The sequence below is a fragment of the Bradyrhizobium sp. 159 genome, from assembly GCF_023073795.1.
GTDB lineage: Bacteria > Pseudomonadota > Alphaproteobacteria > Rhizobiales > Xanthobacteraceae > Bradyrhizobium.
In genome coordinates this window covers 100,279-120,765 of sequence record NZ_JADPKE010000029.1, presented here as the reverse complement: position 1 = coordinate 120,765, position 20,487 = coordinate 100,279, and the positions used below count along the sequence as shown (strand labels likewise).

Sequence of the window (20,487 nt, the reverse complement as noted above, 5' to 3'; positions counted from 1 at the left end):
GGGCTACGAGACGCAGCGATGAGCCACGACGTGCAACAGGTCCGCTCGTTCGAACATCCCGGCGAGGGCCGGAAGCGAGCCAAGGCGACCTCTAAGGGAAGACAGGTCGACCCCACGGCCGCGCACGAAATCGAGCAGCTGCTCGGCGACAGGCCGCGGCGGCGCGACCTGCTGATCGAACATCTGCACCTGATCCAGGACAAGTACCACCAGATTTCGGCCGCGCATCTCGCCGCGCTCGCCGACGAGATGAAGCTCGCCTTTGCCGAGGTGTTCGAGACCGCGACCTTTTACGCGCATTTCGACGTGGTGAAAGAAGGTGAGCCTGACATCGACCCGCTGACGATCCGCGTCTGCGATTCGCTGACCTGCGCGATGCTCGGCGGCGAGAAGCTGCTGCAAGATTTGCAGAGCGCATCGGGTCCCGGCATTCGCGTGGTACGCGCGCCCTGCGTCGGCCGTTGCGATACGGCGCCTGCCGCTGAGGTCGGCCACAACTTCGTCGACCACGCGACCGTCGCCAATGTCATGGCGGCCGCGAAGGCCGGCGACACTCACGCGCATCTGCCGAAATATGTCGATTACGACGCCTATGTTGCCGGCGGCGGCTACAAGCTGCTCAATCGCCTCCGCTCCGGCGAATTACCGAAGGACAACCTGCTGAAGGCGCTCGATGACGCTTCGCTCCGCGGTCTCGGTGGCGCCGGCTTCCCGACGGGGCGCAAATGGCGTGCGGTGCTGGGCGAACCCGGCCCGCGCTTGATGGCGATCAACGGCGACGAAGGCGAGCCCGGCACGTTCAAGGACCGCTACTATCTCGAAACCGATCCGCATCGCTTCATCGAGGGCATGCTGATCGGCGCGCATGTGGTGCAAGCCTCCGACGTCTACATCTATCTGCGCGACGAATATCCGGCCTCACGCGAGATCCTGGAGCGCGAGATCGCCAAGCTCCCGCCGGGCGGTCCGACGCTGCATATGCGCCGCGGCGCCGGTGCCTATATCTGCGGCGAGGAATCCTCACTGCTGGAGAGCATCGAAGGCAAGCGCGGCCTGCCCAGGCACAAGCCGCCTTATCCCTTCCAAGTCGGCCTGTTCGGCCTGCCGACGCTGATCAACAACATCGAGACGTTGTGGTGGGTGCGCGACATCGTCGAGAAGGGAGCCGACTGGTGGAAGGGCAATGGCCGCCATGAGCGGCATGGCCTGCGCAGCTTCTCGGTCTCGGGCCGCGTCAAGAATCCCGGCATGAAGCTCGCGCCTGCGGGCATCACCGTGCGCGAGCTGATCGATGAATATTGCGGCGGCATGGCCGACGGCCATCAATTCTACGCGTACCTCCCGGGCGGCGCGTCGGGCGGCATCCTGCCGGCGTCGATGGACGACATCCCGCTCGATTTCGGCACGCTGGAGAAATACGGCTGCTTCATCGGCTCCGCCGCGATCGTGATCCTGTCGCACAAGGACAGCGTGCGCGCAGCGGCACTAAACCTGATGAAGTTCTTCGAGGACGAGAGCTGCGGTCAGTGCACGCCGTGCCGCGTCGGAACCCAGAAGGCTGCGCTGCTGATGCAGAAGCCGGTCTGGAACCGGGCCTTGCTGGAAGAATTGAGCCAGGCGATGCGCGACGCCTCGATCTGCGGGCTCGGACAGGCGGCATCGAATCCGCTGTCCTCGGTAATCAAATATTTCCCTGACGAGTTCAAGGAAGCGGCCGAATGACCAAGATTACGTTCGAGCTCGACGGCAAGCAGGTCGAAGCGAAACCCGGCGAGACGATCTGGCAGGTGGCCCAGCGCCAGGGCCGCGAGATCCCGCACCTCTGTTATTCGCCGGCTCCCGACTATCGCCCCGACGGCAATTGCCGTGCCTGCATGGTCGAGATCGAGGGCGAGCGCGTGCTCGCGGCGTCCTGCAAGCGCACGCCGTCGGTCGGCATGAAGGTGAAGACCGAAAGCGCGCGCGCCGTCGCTGCGCAAAAAATGGTGATGGAGCTGCTCGTCGCCGACCAGCCGGCGCGTGAGACCTCGCACGATCCGGATTCCAAGTTCTGGCATTGGGCCGAGACGACGGGTGTCACCGAGAGCCGCTTCCCCGCTGCCGAGCGCTGGGCGACCGACGCGAGCCATCCGGCGATGCGCGTCAATCTCGACGCCTGCATCCAGTGCGGCCTGTGCGTGCGTGCCTGCCGCGAGGTCCAGGTCAACGACGTCATCGGCATGGCCTACCGCAATGCCGGCGCCAAGATCGTGTTCGACTTCGACGATCCCATGGGGGAATCGACCTGCGTCGCCTGCGGTGAATGCGTGCAGGCCTGCCCGACCGGCGCGTTGATGCCGGCCGTGATGCTCGACGACAAGCAAACGCGCGTCACCTATGCCGACAGGAAGGTGGATTCCCTCTGCCCGTTCTGCGGCGTCGGCTGCCAAGTGACCTACGAGGTCAAGGACGAGAAGGTGATCTACGCGGAGGGCCGCGACGGCCCCGCCAATCACAACCGCCTCTGCGTCAAGGGCCGCTTCGGCTTCGACTACATCCACCATCCGCACCGCCTGACCAAGCCGCTGGTGCGGCTGCCGAATGCGAAGAAGGATGCCAACGACCAGGTCGACCCGGCCAATCCCTTCACCCATTTCCGCGAAGCGAGCTGGGACGAAGCGCTCGACATCGCGGCCAAGGGTCTGGTCAAGATCCGCGATGAGAAGGGCGCGAAGGCGCTGGCGGGCTTCGGCTCGGCCAAGGGTTCGAACGAAGAGGCCTATCTGTTCCAGAAGCTGGTGCGTACCGGCTTCGGTTCGAACAACGTCGATCACTGCACCCGTCTGTGTCATGCCTCGTCCGTGGCAGCGCTGTTCGAAGGCCTGAGCTCGGGCGCGGTGTCGGCGCCGTTCTCCGCAGCCATGGATGCCGAGGTCATCGTCGTGATCGGCGCAAATCCCACCGTGAACCATCCGGTCGCGGCGACCTTCATCAAGAACGCGGTCAAGCAGAACGGTGCAAAACTGTTCGTGATGGATCCGCGCCGGCAGTCGCTGTCGCGTCATGCGACCAAGCATCTGCAGTTCAAGCCGGGCTCCGACGTCGCCATGCTGAATGCGATGATCAACACGATCATCACCGAAGGCTTGACCGACGACCAATACATCGCCGGCTATACCGAAGGCTTTGACGAGCTCAAGGAGAAGATCAAGGAGTTCACGCCGGAGAAGATGGAGCCGATCTGCGGCGTCCCGGCGCAGACCTTGCGCGAGGTCGCGCGGACCTATGCGCGCGCAAAATCGTCGATCATCTTCTGGGGCATGGGTATCAGCCAGCACGTCCATGGCACCGACAATGCGCGCTGCCTGATTGCGCTGGCGCTGATCACCGGGCAGGTCGGCCGTCCCGGGACCGGCCTGCATCCGCTGCGCGGCCAGAACAACGTGCAGGGCGCCTCCGATGCCGGCCTGATCCCGATGTTCCTGCCGGACTACCAGCCGGTCGGACGCGACGACATGCGCGGCGCTTTCGAGAAGCTGTGGCAACAGGATCTCGACCCCGTCCGCGGCCTGACCGTGGTCGAGATCATGAATGCCATCCACGCCGGCGAGATCAAGGGCATGTACATCGAGGGCGAGAACCCCGCGATGTCCGATCCCGACCTCCAGCACGCACGCCACGCGCTGGCCATGCTCGATCATCTCGTGGTGCAGGATCTCTTCGTTACCGAGACAGCGTTCCACGCCGACGTGATCCTGCCGGCCTCGGCCTTCGCCGAGAAGGACGGCTCCTTCACCAACACCGACCGTCGCGTGCAGCTCGCGCGCCAGGTGATCAAGCCGCCCGGCGATGCGCGGCAGGATCTCTGGATCATCCAGGAGATCGGCAAGCGCATGGGGCTGCCGTGGAATTACACCGGCCCCGGCGACGTCTACACCGAGATGGCGGAGCTGATGCCGTCGCTGAAGAACATCACCTGGGAACGGCTAGTGCGCGAAGGCGCAGTCACCTATCCGGCCGACTCTCCCGACAAGCCCGGCAACGAGATCATCTTCACCACGGGCTTCCCGACCGCGAGCGGCCGCGGCAAGATCGTGCCGGCCAAGGTCATTCCGCCGGACGAGCTGCCCGACGCCGAATATCCGATGGTGCTGTCGACGGGCCGCGTGCTCGAGCACTGGCACACCGGCTCGATGACGCGCCGCGCGCAGGTGCTCGACCAGATCGAGCCCGAGGCGGTCGCGTTCATGTCGCCGAAGGACATGCGCAAGAAGAGGCTCGCGCCGGGCGACTTCATTCGCCTGGAGACCCGCCGCGGCGCCGTCGAGGTCAAAGTGCGCTCCGACCGCGACGTGCCGGAGAACATGGTGTTCATGCCGTTCTGCTACGCAGAGGCGGCGGCGAACCTGTTGACCAACCCGGCGCTCGATCCCTTCGGCAAGATCCCGGAATTCAAGTTCTGCGCGGCCAGGGCCGAACGCGTGGAAATGCGGGACGCTGCGGAGTAGGGGAAAGCCGCGATACGATCGCTCGGGCTGCTCCCAAATCAGTGTCATGCTCAGCGAAGGCGGGGCATCCAGTACGCCGCCGCCCATCGGTTTGATCACAGCCGTCTCGGAGTACTGGATCACCCGGTCCCGTCTCCGCAAAGCTACGCCGGGCCCCCAATGGTGCTCGGCCGGCGAAGCTTTAGCGAAGACGGCAAGCCGGGCGATGACAGCGAACGTGTGGTCACGGCTCCCCCACAACGCTTCGCTCCTCGCAATGACGGTGGTAAATGCGACTGATGTCCAAAGCCACCCCAGCCACGCGGGCGCTTGAATCCGCCGGAGTTGCCTTCACCCTCCACACTTACGACTACGATCCCGACGCCGAGAGCATCGGGCTCCAGGCCGCCTCCGCGCTCGGTGAAGACCCGGCGCGCGTGTTGAAGACGCTGATGGCGGTGGTTGACGGCAAGCCGGTCTGCGTGATCGTCCCGTCCAACCAGGAAGTCTCCATGAAGAAGCTCGCCATCGCTGCGGGCGGCAAGTCGGCGCAGATGATGAAGCCGTCAGAGGCCGAGCGCCTGACCGGCTTCAAGGTTGGTGGTATCAGTCCGTTCGGGCAGCGGAAGGCGGTGCGCACTGTGCTCGAGCGGAGCGCGCTCGTGCATGACCAGGTCTATCTCAATGGCGGCCAGCGCGGCTTGCAGCTGCGGGTGAGGCCGGCTGATGTGCGCGACGTTCTGACAGCAGTCGTCGCGGATGTGATTGCCTGAGGCGCCTCGCGCCTATTGCTTCTGCAGCAGCTTGAGCCGGCAGCGCAGCGCCTCGCGGATATGGGCGCGCGCGAGCTGCTCGGCCTTGCCGCCGTCGCGGGCAGCGATAGCGCCGATGATGGCCTGGTGCTCGCCGTGGCTTGTCTTGGGGCGGCCTGTCACGGTGAAGGTGGTCAGTCCGAGCAGGGCGATCCAGTCCTGCAATTCGCGCGACGCATTGTCGAGGTAGCGGTTGCGCGCGGCGCGGCAGATTGCCTCGTGGAAGGCGCGGTTGAGCCGCGCCAGCTCGGCAGCGTGGCTCGCGGAGGTCTCGACAAAGGCTTGCTCGATATCGCGGAGCGCGTCGATCTCCGTGGCGGAGGCGTGTTCGGCGGCTAGGCGCGCAGCGGCGCCTTCCATGATCTCGCGCATGGCGTAGAGCTCGAGCACCTCGGATATGTCGAGATTGCGCACGATCAGCCCGCGGCCGCCGGCCGGCTCGACGAAGCCGCGTGCCGCGAGGCGTCCCAGGGCTTCGCGAACCGGGGTGCGGCTGACCTTCAGCCGCTGCGCGACCTCTTCCTCGCGCAGGCGGTCGCCGGCACGGTAGCTGCCGGCCTGAAGCGCCTCGCAGAGCGAACGGAACACCGCTTCGCCCAGCGCGACACCACCGCCGCGCGCGATCGTTCCGCCTGTCCTTGCCGGGCGTTTGGCCATTGTTCCTCGATGCGCATCCTGCCCATGCAAGACGCGCCGCTTGCGTCCCTTATGTATATCTTTGTATACAAAGGTACGCAACATCGGTCGTGCTTGGACATGGCCGCTGACGGCGGATTGTCTCTAATCTGGCGTGCCATCGGGCAGACGGTATGGGCAGCAAGTATGATGTGCTGGTGATCGGCGGCGGCAATGCCGCTCTGTGCGCAGCGATCGCCGCGCGCCGCAGTGGGGCGTCGGTGCTGGTGCTCGAGGGGGCGCCAAAATTCTATCGCGGCGGCAACACCCGTCACACCCGCAACATGCGCTGCACCCATGATGCCGCGACCGAAATCCTGACCGGCCCCTACACCGAGGAGGAGTTCTGGGAGGACCTGCTGCGCGTCACCGGCGGGCAGACCGACGAGGTGCTGGCCCGTCACATGATCCGGGAGTCCAAGGACATTCTGAACTGGATCGTCGAGCAGGGCGTGCGCTGGCAGCCCTCCCTCGGCGGCACGCTGAGCCTCGGCCGCACCAACTCGTTCTTCCTCGGCGGCGGGCGAGCGATGCTGAATGCGCTCTATCTCACCGCCGAGCAGCTCGGCGTCGAGGTCGAGTATGATGCCGAAGTCATCGACCTGGTTATCGAGCATGGCATGTTTCTCGCCGCCCGCCTCAAGCGGCCGGTCAACGGCGAGACCGAGATCCGCGCGACCTCGCTGGTGGCGGCGGCCGGCGGGTTCGAGGCCAACATCGAATGGCTGAAGCAATATTGGGGCGAGGCCGCCGACAATTTCCTGATCCGGGGCACGCCCTATAACCGCGGCTCGATCCTGAAGATGCTGCTCGATAAGGGTGTGCAGGAAGTCGGCGATCCCACACAGTGCCATGCGGTCGCGATCGACGCCCGTGCGCCGAAATTCGACGGCGGCATCATCACCCGCCATGACTCCGTCGTGTTCGGTATCGTCGTCAACAAGCATGCGCAGCGCTTTTACGATGAAGGCGAGGACATCTGGCCGAAGCGCTACGCGATCTGGGGCCGGCTGGTCGCGGCGCAGCCCGACCAAATCGCCTACATCATCTTCGACTCGACCGTGGTCACGAGCTTCATGCCGACGCTGTTTCCGCCTATCGCCGGGCAGACGGTGACCGAGCTCGCCGGCAAGTTAGATCTCGATCCGGCCGCGCTGGAGAAGACGATCACCGAATTCAACGCCGCCGTGCAGCCCGGCACCTTCGATCACACCATCCTCGATGATTGCCGCACTGAAGGCATCACGCCGCAGAAAACCCATTGGGCGCGCCGGATCGAGACGCCGCCTTATCTGGCCTATCCGGTGCGGCCCGGCATCACCTTCACCTATCTCGGCACGCGCGTGAACAAGGAGGCGCGGATGCTGATGGCTGACGGCAGGCCGTCGGCCAACATGTTCGCGGCCGGCGAGATCATGGCCGGCAACGTGCTCGGCAAGGGTTATGCCGCCGGCATGGGCATGACCATCGGCAGCGTGTTCGGGCGGATCGCAGGACGGGAAGCGGCGAAACATGCACGGAACTAGGATTTTGGACGAAGCCGACCGTCTGATGACGGTCTGCAATTCCTGCCGCTATTGCGAGGGTCTGTGCGCGGTGTTTCCGGCCATGGAGATGCGGCGCGCCTTCTCCGACGGCGACCTCAATTATCTCGCCAATCTCTGCCATGGCTGCGGCGCCTGCTATGTCGACTGCCAGTTCTCGCCGCCGCACGAATTCAACGTCAACGTTCCGAAGACGCTGGCAATTGCGCGCGCCGAGTCCTACGCAGCCTATGCCTGGCCGCAGGCGCTATCAGGGACATTTGCCCGCAACGGGCTGGTCATCAGCATCATCGCCGCGGTCAGCATGGCCGCCTTCATCCTCGGCTTCGCCATTTGGAACGACCGCAGCGTGCTGTTCGGCGTGCACACCGGACCCGGCGCGTTCTACAGGCTGATGCCCCATAACGCGATGGCCGCGCTGTTCAGCGCTGCCTTGCTTTATGCGATCCTCGCGCTCGTATTGAGCGTGCGCGCCTTCTGGCGTGACATCGGTCCGCCGATTGGCGGCCGCGCCGACGGCGGTTCGATTTTTCAAGCGATCCGCGATGCCGGCGAGCTGCGTTACCTCCATGGCGGCGGCGTCGGCTGCTACAACGAAGACGACAAGCCGACCGATCGGCGCAAGCTCTATCACCACCTGACCTTCTACGGCTTCCTGCTGTGCTTTGCGGCGACGTCCGTCGCCACGCTGTATCATTATGTGCTCGGCCGGGAGGCGCCTTATCCGTGGTGGGACCTGCCTGTCGTGCTCGGCACGCTCGGCGGCATCGGCCTGATCATTGGGCCGATCGGGCTCTTCGCCGCCAAGATGCGCCGCGATCCAGCGTTGCTCGACGAGAGCCGCTACGGCATGGACGTGGGCTTCATCGCCATGCTGTTCCTGACGGGTCTTACGGGCATGGCCCTCCTGCTCCTGCGCGAGACCTCTGCGATGGGGCCGCTGCTGGCGCTGCATCTCGGCGCGGTGTTCGCGCTGTTCATCACCATGCCCTATGGCAAGTTCGTGCACGGCATCTATCGCTTCGCGGCGCTGGTGCGTTACGCACAGGAGCGGCGTAGCGAAGCCAGCGCTTGAGAGGCTTGCCCCGATCGGTCGTCACGCCACCTCGCGCTCCGGTGCCGACGCTTGCTCGCGGGCCATTGTTGTTGCCGTGACATAGTCGGTCTTGCCGGTGCCGAGCAGCGGCACCTTGTCGACCACCATGATCGCCGCGGGAACGGTCAGCTCGGACGCTCCGAGCGCCTTGGCCTGGGCCTGCATCGCGCTGCGCTCGGCGTTCTTCTCCGTCGTCAGCAGCACGATGCGCTCGCCTTTGCGCTGGTCCGGGATCGAGACGGCGACCGATGCGGCCTGCGGCCACAGCGTCGTCGCGATGCTCTCGACCGCCGACAGCGAGACCATTTCGCCCGCGATCTTGGCAAAGCGCTTGGCGCGGCCTTTGATGGTGATGAAGCCGGCCGCGTCGATCGAAACGATGTCGCCGGTGTCGTGCCAGCCTTCTGCCAGCGGCTCGAGCACGCCGGGATTTTCAGCCCGCAAATATCCGAGCATCACGTTCGGTCCGCGCACCGAGAGGCGACCGCCGTCCTCGATGCCGGGGACCGGATCGAGCCGGCTTTCCATCAGCGGCGACAGGCGGCCGACGGTGCCCGGACGGTTGGCCATCGGCGTGTTCATCGCCAGCACCGGCGCAGTCTCGGTGACGCCATAGCCTTCGAGGATGCGGATGCCGTAGCGCTCCATGAACACCTGACGCGTCCGGTCCTTGACCGCTTCGGCGCCGGCGATCACGAGGCGCAGGGTGCGGAAGTCGTAGGCGTGCGCCGAGCGTGCATAGCCGGTGAGGAACGTGTCGGTGCCGAACAGGATGGTGGCGCCGGTCTGGTAGATCAGTTCGGGCACGATCCGGTAATGCAGCGGCGAGGGGTACATGTAGATCGGAATGCCCGCCAGCAACGGCATCATCATTCCGCCAGTCAACCCGAAGGAGTGGAACACCGGCAGCACGTTGAACACCTTGTCGTTGGCGTTGGCGTCGACCCGCGCCAACGCCTGCGCCGCGTTGGCGAGGATGTTGCGATGGGACAGCACCACGCCCTTGGGCGTTCCTTCCGAGCCCGACGTGAACAGCACGACGGCCGGATCGTTGGCCTGGCGGGTGACGCGCGGCGCGGTGCTTGCGAGCAGGCCCTGGATCTTGTCGGCCACGCCAATCGAGGCGCGGACATCCTCGAGATAGATGATTCGCGCCTCTGCGGAGATCGCCGCCATCAATTTGTCGAGCTTGCCCTTGTCGATGAAGGCTTTCGACGTCAGCACGGTCTTGACCTGCGCCGCCTTCATGGCGGCGAGCACATTGACCGGGCCGGCGGAGAAGTTGAGCATCGCAGGCACCCGGCCGATGCTTTGCAACGCCATGAAGACAACGGCGACGCCTGCCGAGTTCGGCAGCAGCACGCCGACATTCTCGCCGGCGGCGGTGCCTGCCTCGAGCTTGCGGCTCAAGACCTGCGCGCCGAGAATCAGCTTGCGATAGGTCAGCTTGGTGCCGAGCGCGTCTTCGACGATGACCTTGCCGGTGTCGCGGTCGCGATAGGCGTGGCCGAGCGCCTCGAACAGCGTCTGATCGAGCATCGCGTTCTTCACGAGAGCATCGATCATCACGTCCTGGAGCGCGCTGCCGGCGGCGTTGCGGCGCGCCTTGCCCTTCAGCGACGGGTCGACCGGAAGCTTGACCGGCGGCAGGATGGTGACCGTCACCCGCGGAAACCAGGAGCGCTTGATCTGGCTGCTATTGAGATAGCTGAGATGCGAGCGCTGCGCGCCCTCGATGCGGACGGGCACGACCACCGCGTCGGCCTTGTCAGCGATCATCGCGGTGCCGTCATAGACCTTCATCAGCGAGCCCGAGACGGTGATGCGTCCTTCCGGGAAGATCACGACCGGCTCACCGGCGGCGACGAGCTTGATCAGGTCGCGCGCAGCCAGTGGCTTGGTTGGATCCATGGTGTAGTGCTTGACCACGCGCAGGAACGGCTTGGCCCACCAGGCCTTCGAGATGCCGGTATCCACCGCGAAACTCGCGTCGATCGGCAGCACGGCGTGCAGCAGCGGACCGTCGATCAGACTGACATGGTTGGGCGCGATCAGCATGCGCGTGCCTGACGGCGGCAGGTTTTCGAGCCCGCGAATTTCGGTGCGGAACAGCGCGCGGAACAGCAGTCCGCCGAAGTCGCGCACGCCCTCCTTGCCCCACTTGGTCAGCACGAACCACACCGCGCCGAAGCTCGCGACTCCGAGGCCGAAGAAGATCCAGCCGACATGGAGGCCGGCCGCCTGCAACAGCGCGACGAACAGCGAGCCGACCACCATGAAGGCCGCCTGCAGCACGTTGCCGGCGGCGATGATGCGGGCGCGCTCGGACGGCGCCGACCAGGCCTGAACAGCCGCAAATGAGGGAACGACAAACAAGCCACCGCCGAATGCAAAAGCGACGAAGTCGATCATCATGCGCAAGCCCGCGAACGAGGTTGCGAAACCGGCCGCGGTGATGTCCTGACCCCTGGTGGTCACGCCGATAGCCCAGGCGAGATCGAGGCCAGAACATCCCATGATGATGGCGCCGATCGGCACGAGAGCGAGGTTCGGGCGAACGTGGCTGAGGCTGGCGGCGAACAGCGAGCCGACGGCGATGCCGATCGCGAAGATCGCAAGACACAGCGTCACCACGCCCTCGGTGCCGCCCACGACGTCCTTGACCAGCGCCGGCAGCAGCGACAGCACGATGGCGCCGACGAGCCAGAACCAGGAGACGATCACGGTGCCGTCCCACAGCCGATGGTCTGCGTGCAGGGTCCTAAGCAGGCTGAGCGTCGAGGTCCAGGGATTGGCGGTGACGGGCAGATCGGGCGCAGACGGCGTGGTCGCCGGAATGCGGGAGGCGAAGGCCCAGGACAACAGGGCCAGCACGACCACGGCCGACGCGACCCACCCCATATGCGCGGAGCCGGCCACGAACTGGCCGCCGGCGACGGTGCCGAGCAGGATGGCCATGAAGGTTGCGCCTTCGACCAGTGCGTTGCCGGTCGCGAGCTCGCCGAGCTCGAGCTGGTCCGGCAACATGGCGTATTTCACCGGACCGAACATGGCGGCGATGATGCCGAACAGCGCGAGCGCTGCGAACAGCAGCGGCACTGAGTGCAGGAAGAAGCCGGCGGCCGCAAAGCAAGCGGCGAAGATCTCGGCGAATTTGAGCCGCCTTGCGACGACGGATTTGACGTATTTGTCGGCGAGCTGGCCACCGAGCCCGGACAGGATGAAATAGGGGAAGATGAAGACGGCGCCTGCGATCGTCACCAGAGCATCGCCATGGCCGGTCGCGGCACTGTAAAGCAGGATGATGACGAGTGCGTTCTTGAGCACGTTGTCATTGAGCGCCGAGAAGAATTGCGCCCAGAAGAGCGGCGCGAAGCGGCGTGACGACATCAATTCCCTGATCATGACTAGTCCTGTTTTGGAAAGGCAGCCTGAGATTTACGTTGTCGGTTAAGCGTCACGACCGGAAGGGTATGGGATGAGTGATTGCAGGGCGACGACGGTTGCCGGCCTGCTTCGTCGCCTCGATTCTTCCGATCCTGTTGGTCTCCAAGTGGTCTCGTTAGGTTCGCAAATATCTGAGCGCGACCGCAGTTCGGGCGAGATGGCCGCGCTTGCCGGATATCGCGCCGGTTCTGAGGAAAAGCTGAACCGCATCGCCGAAGTCCGCCAGATCGACCGCCAATGTCCGGAGATGGTGAGTCCTTCGTTGCAACCCGATCTTGCATTCGAGCCGATCGGAACGTGCCGGCTGTGCCTGTCTCAGGTGAGATGGGAGAGGTGGCGAAAGGGCGAGAGGCGGCCGAGCAGGCTGAACCGGCGGCCCTCGAGACGCCCACGGGCACGGTTGGCCCGCCACATCCGGAAGGTCGCGCGCCGCTCAGTAAGCACGCCGGCGATGTCGCAGGCATTTGCGACGCGATCGATCGGAGTCATGGCGAACCGCAGCAGGGCGTGGCCAAAGCCGGTCACGAGAGCTGCGGCGTCATCGACGAAGGTGGCGGCGATATCAAAAGCGAGGGTTTGCATTTTGCAGGTCTCCGGGCTAATTTGAACAATGTTCACATGGGTAGCCTCAAAATGAACAATGTTCAAGAAAAATCACTGCGCGGGCAGAAAAAAAGTGGGCGACGGCTCCAGATCGTGGAGATCGCCCGGGGCATCATTTCAGCTAAGGGGCTGAAATCATTGAAGGTCCGTGATGTCGCGGAACCCGCCGGTTGCTCGGTCGGCAGCGTCTATAACGAGTTCGGCGACTTCGATGGGGTGATCCTGACCGTCAATCGGGAGACGGTTCAGGCGCTCACAGCGCGGCTCCGCGGAGTTCCTGCCAACGATCCCGTCCGTCAGCTCTATGGCCTTGCCGCGACCTATCTCGACTTCTTTGCTGAGCACGCCAATTTGCTGCGCTCGTTGTTCGAGCATCGGATGGAGGACGATCGCCCTTATCCGGACGACATCCTTCAGATGGTCATGGACGCCTTCGCGCTGATGCATCCACCGCTGGTGCGGCTATTGCCGGATGCGAATGACGTGGAGATCGCGCTTTTGTCGCGTACGCTGTTTTCGGCCGTGCATGGAATCATCTCGCTCGGCCTCGAGGAGCGCATGGTGGCCGTGCCGCCGCAGATGCTGCGTCAGCAGATCGAGCAGTTCCTCGACGCCCATCTCGCCGGCCTTGGAATTTTGCCTCGACGGTGACGGCGCGGGCAGCGTCAAGCGCGCGCCGCTTCGCGCGGCCGGGCTGCCGCGACGACGACATCCGGCCTTACGCCGTCGACCTGAACCCGGTTGCGTCCCTTCTCTTTGGCACGGTAGCAGGCGGCATCCGCGCGCCGCATCGCATCCTCGAGCGTGGTGTTGCGGTCGGTGATGCAGGCGACGCCGATGCTGGCGGTCACCGCAAAGCAACGGTCGTCCCAGGCGAAATTGAACAGCTCGAACGATCGACGCAGCCGTTCGGCGATATCGACGGCATTCGAGGGCGGGCACCGCGGCAGGATCAGGCCGAATTCGTCACCTCCGAGCCGGGCCACCAGATCATGGGCATGCCGGTCCTGTTGCAGGAGGCGCGAGACCTGGCAGAGCAGGCGGTCGCCGGCGAGGTGACCGCAGGTATCGTTGACACTCTTGAACTGGTCGAGGTCGAGCAGGATCAGTCCCAGCGGACCCGCGGCGGCATTGTCCAACTCGCTCTGCAGGCTCGCCTCGAAGGCGCGGCGGTTGGACAGGCCGGTCAGCCAGTCGTGCGACGCCTGCCAGGCCAGGCGCTCTTTCTCGGCGTGCAAGGCCTCCTCGAATGCCTGCCGTTGCAGCACCAGCCGCCGCGTATGCCAGATCAGGAGCAGGATCAGCGTCGCGGCGGTGACGATGTTGATGCACGTCAGCGTCACCTTGATGGCACGAGAGCCTTCACCGAGGACAGTGGAGAACCGCTTGGCATGCACCGTGAATTGGGTATTGAGCTCCGAGAGCCGCGACGACAGGAATTGCAGGCGACCGTCGTTTTGAATGGGGCCGTTCTCCAACTCGGACCGGATGACCTCGCCGAACACGCTGAGCTCCAGCAGCATGGGATCGGTGGCAGCCCACTCCCGGATGGCTTCATGGAGGAAACTGACACGGTTGAAGTAGCGATACAGCCAGATCAGTCCCGGAACGTCATCGGGATGGTTGCCGCCCTGCAGAAAGCCGATGCGGGCAACCTCGACGTCGACCGGATCGCGTTCGAGCGCCCAGCGCGCGAATTGGTCGCCAATGGGAACGGCGAGCGCGGCCCGATATTGCGCGAACTGGCTGGCCTCGCCCGAATGCAGATAGCGATTGAGGAAGTAAACGGCATTCTTCTGCGAGCGCGACCACAACGCTTCGCCGGCGACATAGGCGCGGACCGAGGACATCACCTCGAGGCTGAATCCTGCGATTGCCGCCTGGAGCACGACGACCATGACGAAAGGCGAGACAAGCTTGATGACGTGAAGGAGACTGTGTCCCTTCGTCGACGTCGCTGTTCTACGAAACACCCTGCGTTCCCCAAATCGATCAACGATCCCAGCGGAGCGTTGGGCCTGCAACGGGAAGTAGAGCAGAATGTTGCTTAACTCGACCTGAAAACGCGAGCGACTGCATCCAGGGTGAAGGCGCTGTGAAGTGGATGCGCGCAGATCGCGTCAAATACTGGTCAATCGGAACTGGCGCGGCATCGGCGAACCAAAGCCTCATATTCATCGTGCGCGGTTTACCGGATCGAAAGAAGCCTGGTCCGCTGCTAGACCAGCACCGGCTTGCGCACGCGTCCGGCATCGCCGAACACGCGCAGGTAACGCTCGATCTCCGAGGGCAGGCCGGTCGCTTTCTCCGGATTGTCGGAGAGCTTGACGGCCGGATGTCCGTCGACGGACGAAACCTTGCAGACCAGCGAGATCGGATCGAGATTGAACGAGCCGTCCGGCGTGCAGCCGACGAAGTCGTTGGTAAGGTTAGTGCCCCAGCCGAACGAGAGCCGCACACGGCCAGCGAAGTGGTGATAGGTCTCCTCGATCGAGCCGACGTCCATCGCGTCGGAGAAGACGAGCAGCTTGTCCTTGGGATTGCGGCCCATCTTCTTCCACCACGCGATGATCTCTTCGCCGGCCTGGATCGGCGGCGCGCTGTCGGGGCGGAAGCCGGTCCAGTCGGCGACCCATTCCGGCGCATCGCGCAGGAAAGCTTTCGTGCCAAAGGCGTCGGGCAGCGCAATCAGGAGGTTGCCGCCATAGGTCTGGCGCCACTGGTCGAGGATGCGATAGGGCGCCCAGCGCAATTCCTCGTCGTCCCTGGCGAGCGCGGCCGCGACCATCGGCAGCTCATGCGCGTTGGTGCCGATGGCTTCGAGATCGTTGTCCATCGCGAGCAGCACGTTGGAGGTGCCGATGAAGGACGAGCCGAGGCCTTCCTTCACCGCTTCTACACACCAGCGCTGCCAGAGGAAGCCGTGACGGCGGCGGGTGCCGAAGTCGGACAGCCGGAGGTTCTCCAGCTTGCGCAGCCGCTCCACCTTGGTCCACAGCTTGGCCTTGGCGCGGGCGTAGAGCACGTCGAGCTCGAAGCGGCCGCGGCCCTTCATCGCTGCGCGCGAGCGCAGCTCGTTGAGGATCGCGAGTGCCGGAATCTCCCACATCGTGGTGTGGGTCCAGGGGCCGTGGAAATGCAGCTCGTACTGGCCGTCGACCTTGCGCAGCTCGTATTCGGGCAGGCGGAATTCGGCCAGCCAGCGGATGAAGTCCGCCGAGAACATGTGGGTCTTGCCGTAGAAGGTGTTACCGGCAAGCCAGATCAGCTCCTTCTTGGTGAAGCGGATGGTGCGGGCATGGTCGAGCTGGGCGCGCAGCTCGCCCTCGTCGATGATCTCGGCGAGACGCACATGGCGCGAGCGGTTGATGACCGAAAACGTCACCTGCTGATTCGGGTAATCCTCCCGAATCATCTGTAACATCAACAGCTTGTAGAAATCGGTATCGAGCAGGCTGCGGATGATGGGATCCAGCCGCCAGCTGTGATTGTAGGTTCGGCTCGCAATGTCGGTCACTGTCATGGCGCGATTTTAGCGTGGCTCCCCTTGCGCAACCAGTGGGTTTGGCGGGAATCAGGTTTTCGTGGGGTAGGGCCGGCTCAAGCGGCAGCCGTCGCCGCGACAGTCTGGAGCTGGCTCGCCATGAACATCGGCAGCCGGCCAACCTTCGCGTGCGGGCGATGGCCAGCTTCGACGTCTTCAAGAAGAACTTTTGGACGTCCTGGTGACGCCGAGCACCAAGGGCGAACGCATCACGCTGGAAGGCAGGGTGCTCGACGGTGCCGGCGGCCGTCCCAGGATCATTCCACCCGATCGCCCCGATCGATCGATCCGCGCGCGAGGAATTGCGGTCGCTGCCGAAGCTCGCGGGGCCGGTCGGCGGGATCGCGCCCCACTTTTGGTTTCAGGTCTGCCAAATCGAGGAATACGTCCGCCTGTCGGCGCAGGTCGTCGGCGACCATGGGCGGCTGAGTGGAGAGCGTGGAGACGACCGTCACGCGGACACCGCCGCGTTGCAGGGCTTCCACGAGGGAACGAAAGTCCCCATCGCCCGAGAACAATACGATCTGATCGACGTGTTCGGCGAGCTCCATCGCACTCACGGCGAGCTCGACATCCATGCAGCCCTTCACCTTGCGGCGGCCGGTGGTGGCGTCGACGAACTCCTTGGCGAGCTTGGTGATGACGGTGTACCCATTATAATCGAGCCAATCGATCAACGGGCGGATTGACGAAAACTCCTGATCCTCGATGACGGTCGTGTAGTAAAGGGCACGCAACAGTGCACCTCGGCTTTGAAATTCGCTGAGCAACCGCCTGAAATCGATGTCGAAGCCGAGCGCTTTGGAGGTGGCATACAGATTGGAGCCATCGATAAAGAGTGCGATCTTCTCAAGAGAAGACATTGTGCACAAATCTCCAGTCTCGCAAAAATCTGGCGATGGCTTGCTGAAAAAAGCGGCGCAGACGACCGGACAGGGGTGGCCGTCTTGCGCCAAGGTCAGGGAGGTTTCATGCCACCAGCGCCAGGGCGCCGAATGCAGTCACGCTAAGGCGCGAGCATTCCGTACTCAATTGTACTGAGGTAAACGGCCTCTATTCAAAGGATAGGACACCATATACGAACGTAAGTGGCCGTGCCGGCCAACAAAGGCCGAGGTCGTCAGACTTCCTCCCCATGCGCGCCTCCCGGAGCTGCCGGTTTAGGGTGGCACGCGTTTACCCTGCCCTGGAGGGAGGCGATCAACTGCTACTTCCCCTCCAGCATATTGACCGGTCTCCAATCCGACGCGGGCGGATTCGCGATTAGCATTCTGGCGCGTTTGGCGAACATTGATGACGGTAGATCGATCTTCGCCGCGCTCTCGAACGCTTCGGCCGCGTTCACAAAATCCCTGGCCCGCCAGCAGGCCAACCCTTCCGCATACGCCGCGGCCACCTTCGCCTGCTCGGCGCTCTCCGCGCCTCTCTCCGCCAGCGGCTCGAACACCCTGACCGCCTCGCCGCGTCCCAACACCCTGATCGCATCGAGCTCGCGCCAGGCGAAGGTGTCACCGGTCTGCGCCATCGTGGTTTCGGACGCCATGATCGCGGTGCCGTAATATTTGTTAGCGCCCTCGAGCCGCGAGGCAACGTTCACGGTGTCGCTCATCACGGTATAGTTGAAGCGGCGGCGCGAGCCGATGTTGCCGACCACGGCTTCGCCGCTGTTGAGGCCGATACGATGCGACAGGCCGTGGCCCGCAAAGGCGGCATTGTTGGCGTTGAGCTCTGCGAGTTTCTCGTGGCATTTCAGCGCGGCACGCACCGCATTGCGCGCATGTGCAACGTCGTCGGCCGGGGCGCCGAACATGGCGACGATGGAATCGCCGATATATTTGTCGACGTAGCCGCCATGGCCCTCGATGATGTCGGTCATGGCGGACAGATATTCGTTCATCAGGGTCACCAGCTCGCCAGGTGTCATCGTCTCCGCGATCGAGGAGAAGCCGCTGAGGTCGGAGAAGAACATGGTGACGTTGCGCATCTCGCCGCCGAGCGCCGGCATCTTGCCGGATGCAACCATGGTGTCGATCACTTCAGGCGCGAGATAGAACGCAAAGCTCTTGCGCAGGAAGCGCTCGTCGCGATCAGCCAGCACGAAGCGGTAGCCGATCATCATCGCGAGCGCGGCAAGACTTGCGAGCGCAGGCTCGGTCAGCGGCAGTGCCAGTGCGCGAACGAACGCACCGACAGCCATGGCGGCGTAAACGGCGGTGAGGCCGAGCCAGGCGATCAGGGCGCCGCTCGGTGCAAGCACGCAGGCCGCGCAAGCGATGACGAGCGCGAACAGGATCGTGAGAATGCTCCGCGCGGGAAAGCCGAGCTCGGTCACGGCGTCGCGTTCGATCAAGTTGCGAACGACGGTGGCGTGCACGAAGACGCCGGCGACATCGCTGCGGGGGCGTTGCGCGCTACGCTCCGGCGCGGGCAGGGCGCATCGCGCCGCCGGCGTGCCGTCATATCCGCCAGACAGGCGCAGCGAGGTGAGCTTACGGTCCTCGAAATTGAGGACCGTGCCGAGCAGCACGACCTTGCCGTCGAAGGCGCGGCGAAAGAAATCGCGATCGCCCTTCTCGACGCAGGCGCGCAGGTCGGCGAAGGAGAAGGTCGGAACGTCGCGTCCCAGCCCGCGAAAGTTGAGTGTGATTGTATTCGGCATCGCGCTCGGGATCGCATAGCCGGACAACTCGGTCGCGCCGGACGGCGCAATCTCAGGCTTTGCGCCAAGCGCACGCGCAGCCAGCTCGACCGCCATCGCGGGGACAGGCTTGCCCTCGATGGCAAAGCTCAATGGCATGCGCCGGATCACGTCGTCGGGGTCAGTGTGGACATTGAGCGCGCGGATGGTGTTGCGCACGGCCACTTGCTGTGCGCGATACGGCACTTCCGGGTGGTCGTTGTTCAGGATTTCGCCGAGCACCAGTTTGCCGCCGTCGGAGATTTGCCGCAGGGCGATCAGATAGTCCCGATCAAAACCCTTCATGCGGGTGCCGAGCGGCGCGTCGCCGAAGGGAATCTCGGACTGCTCGATCGAGCTCGGAAAGATGACGTCAAAGCCGATGACCTTGGCGCCGCCCTCGGTGATGCTGCCGAGCATCCGTCCAATCTCACGCGTCCAGGTTTGCGTCGGCGATCCCTTGAAGGGCGGCGTGTCGTAGGTTTCCGCATCGATCGCGACTACAACGACTGGCGACATTGCAGGATCGCGGCGCTCACCGGTCAGCTTGCCGCGCAGCGCGGTGAGGATGTCGAGCGACAGGCCTTGCAGCGTCTGAAGCGGCGGAGACGTGACGATCGCGCCCGCGAGGAGCGCAATCAGGATCGCCGCAACGATGTCCCGCCTGCCAATCCGCCGCATCGCGGCCTCGCTAGGTCCGTCTATTCGAGCCGCAGCAGGCGGCCGATAACCGGGGTAGGCGATGCCGTGGCGCCGGCGTCGACTTGGAAGGCGTAACGCTTGGCGCCGAGAATGGCGAGATAGCTGCCGCCCGGGGTCAGTGACTTTCCGGCCCTGGCAAAGTCATAGAATTTGCCGCGGATCATGACGTCGTTCTTGAGCGGCACGCTGATCGTGGGCTCCTTGCCGTCGGTGCGCTCGATCACGAGCGTGCTGCCGCTCTTGGCCTGGACCAGCGGCGCGACGCCATAGATCGTCGGCAGCTTGGACGGAGCCCCCTTGGCATCGGACCGCACGGTCCGGAACGTGGTCGCGGCACTCTGGTTGGCCTCGCGTTCGGAGAGCTGCGCCGCCTTGGTATCGCAGGGCACCTTGGCGCGCTGAACGTCGCCAAGCTGTACGGTGCTCTGCTCGGTGCCGACCAGGACGACGCCTTCGCTGATTGTTTCGCGCAAGCAGGATTTGAGATAGCTGAGGGTAACGCTGGTCTTGGGCCCGAGCTTGATGATCTTGCCCGGCGCCACATAATCCATGAACTCGACGCCGTCGACCTTGCCTTGCACATCCTCGACAATCGCGGCCGGGGTCTCCGCCAGAGCGGGGGCCGCAATACAGAACGCGCCGACAAGGGCGCCGATCAGGCTTTTCATGGGAATTCTCATCCAATTCGACGATGCTCTACCGGTCCCCGTCCCGGTCCGATGCTTAGCAGCGGGGCGCCCAGGCAAGTGTGACCAGAATCACTCTTTGATATTGGTGCACTTTATCGGGAACAGGTTCAAATCGGCGACCGGGTATCAAGCCATGGGCACGATGGCTTAGAACTGTTTTGACGTCGCTGCCGGCTTCGCCTCGCGGCCCGCAGGAATTTGATCGATTGACTTGGCAGCGTGTTAACCGTGG

At 64.3% G+C, this 20,487-nt stretch carries 13 protein-coding genes; 6 read left to right on the top strand and 7 right to left on the bottom strand.

The annotated features are described in order from the left end of the window. Positions 1-18 precede the first annotated feature (18 nt). From IVA96_RS05715 to ybaK, 3 genes are all read left to right on the top strand, one after another. Entirely contained in the window at positions 19-1,722 is a 1,704-nt protein-coding gene (locus tag IVA96_RS05715) for an NADH-ubiquinone oxidoreductase-F iron-sulfur binding region domain-containing protein (protein WP_247415978.1), read from the top strand. Beyond that, the gene (gene fdhF / locus IVA96_RS05710) at positions 1,719-4,487 is read left to right on the top strand and encodes a formate dehydrogenase subunit alpha (protein ID WP_247415976.1); all 2,769 of its coding nucleotides are present in this window, start codon (positions 1,719-1,721) and stop codon (positions 4,485-4,487) included. Before IVA96_RS05715 ends, fdhF begins: the two co-directional genes overlap by 4 nt. 278 nt (positions 4,488-4,765) lie before the next feature. Next, positions 4,766-5,239 carry a Cys-tRNA(Pro) deacylase gene (gene ybaK / locus IVA96_RS05705; RefSeq protein ID WP_247415974.1) on the top strand — a complete coding sequence of 158 codons (474 nt, stop codon included), beginning with the start codon at positions 4,766-4,768 and terminating at the stop codon, positions 5,237-5,239. 12 nt (positions 5,240-5,251) lie between these two features. Here the strand turns inward: ybaK and IVA96_RS05700 are convergent, their stop codons facing one another. Then, entirely contained in the window at positions 5,252-5,935 is a 684-nt protein-coding gene (locus tag IVA96_RS05700; RefSeq protein ID WP_247415972.1) for a GntR family transcriptional regulator, read from the bottom strand. Between the two features lie 152 nt (positions 5,936-6,087). Here IVA96_RS05700 and tcuA point away from each other — a divergent pair, with 152 nt between their 5' ends. Both tcuA and tcuB read left to right on the top strand, forming a co-directional pair. Next, positions 6,088-7,479, top strand: a complete 1,392-nt coding sequence (tcuA, locus tag IVA96_RS05695) for an FAD-dependent tricarballylate dehydrogenase TcuA (protein WP_247415970.1) — start codon at positions 6,088-6,090, stop codon at positions 7,477-7,479. Continuing rightward, positions 7,466-8,572, top strand: a complete 1,107-nt coding sequence (gene tcuB / locus IVA96_RS05690; RefSeq protein ID WP_247415966.1) for a tricarballylate utilization 4Fe-4S protein TcuB — start codon at positions 7,466-7,468, stop codon at positions 8,570-8,572. The genes tcuA and tcuB overlap by 14 nt, the downstream gene beginning before the upstream one ends. 21 nt (positions 8,573-8,593) lie before the next feature. On the opposite strand, the gene IVA96_RS05685 is transcribed toward tcuB, so the two are convergent. Then, complete coding sequence (locus IVA96_RS05685) at positions 8,594-11,998, bottom strand: acyl-[ACP]--phospholipid O-acyltransferase (RefSeq protein WP_247415964.1); 3,405 nt, start codon at positions 11,996-11,998, stop codon at positions 8,594-8,596. A 675-nt stretch (positions 11,999-12,673) separates the two neighbouring features. Between IVA96_RS05685 and IVA96_RS05680 the strand changes: the two genes are divergently transcribed. Continuing rightward, a complete protein-coding gene (locus IVA96_RS05680) occupies positions 12,674-13,294 on the top strand; it encodes a TetR/AcrR family transcriptional regulator (protein WP_247416158.1) in 621 nt (206 codons plus the stop codon). A 14-nt stretch (positions 13,295-13,308) separates the two neighbouring features. On the opposite strand, the gene IVA96_RS05675 is transcribed toward IVA96_RS05680, so the two are convergent. From IVA96_RS05675 to IVA96_RS05655, 5 genes are all read right to left on the bottom strand, one after another. Then, positions 13,309-14,616 carry a GGDEF domain-containing protein gene (locus IVA96_RS05675; protein ID WP_247280778.1) on the bottom strand — a complete coding sequence of 436 codons (1,308 nt, stop codon included), beginning with the start codon at positions 14,614-14,616 and terminating at the stop codon, positions 13,309-13,311. A gap of 245 nt (positions 14,617-14,861) precedes the next feature. Beyond that, complete coding sequence (gene pncB / locus IVA96_RS05670; RefSeq protein WP_247415962.1) at positions 14,862-16,166, bottom strand: nicotinate phosphoribosyltransferase; 1,305 nt, start codon at positions 16,164-16,166, stop codon at positions 14,862-14,864. A 278-nt stretch (positions 16,167-16,444) separates the two neighbouring features. Continuing rightward, entirely contained in the window at positions 16,445-17,050 is a 606-nt protein-coding gene (locus IVA96_RS05665; protein WP_247416156.1) for an NYN domain-containing protein, read from the bottom strand. A 344-nt stretch (positions 17,051-17,394) separates the two neighbouring features. Then, a complete protein-coding gene (locus IVA96_RS05660; protein WP_247415960.1) occupies positions 17,395-19,545 on the bottom strand; it encodes an adenylate/guanylate cyclase domain-containing protein in 2,151 nt (716 codons plus the stop codon). Between the two features lie 20 nt (positions 19,546-19,565). Next, positions 19,566-20,234, bottom strand: coding sequence for a hypothetical protein (locus IVA96_RS05655; protein WP_247305260.1), 669 nt, complete (start codon positions 20,232-20,234; stop codon positions 19,566-19,568). Between the last annotated feature and the right edge of the window lie 253 nt (positions 20,235-20,487).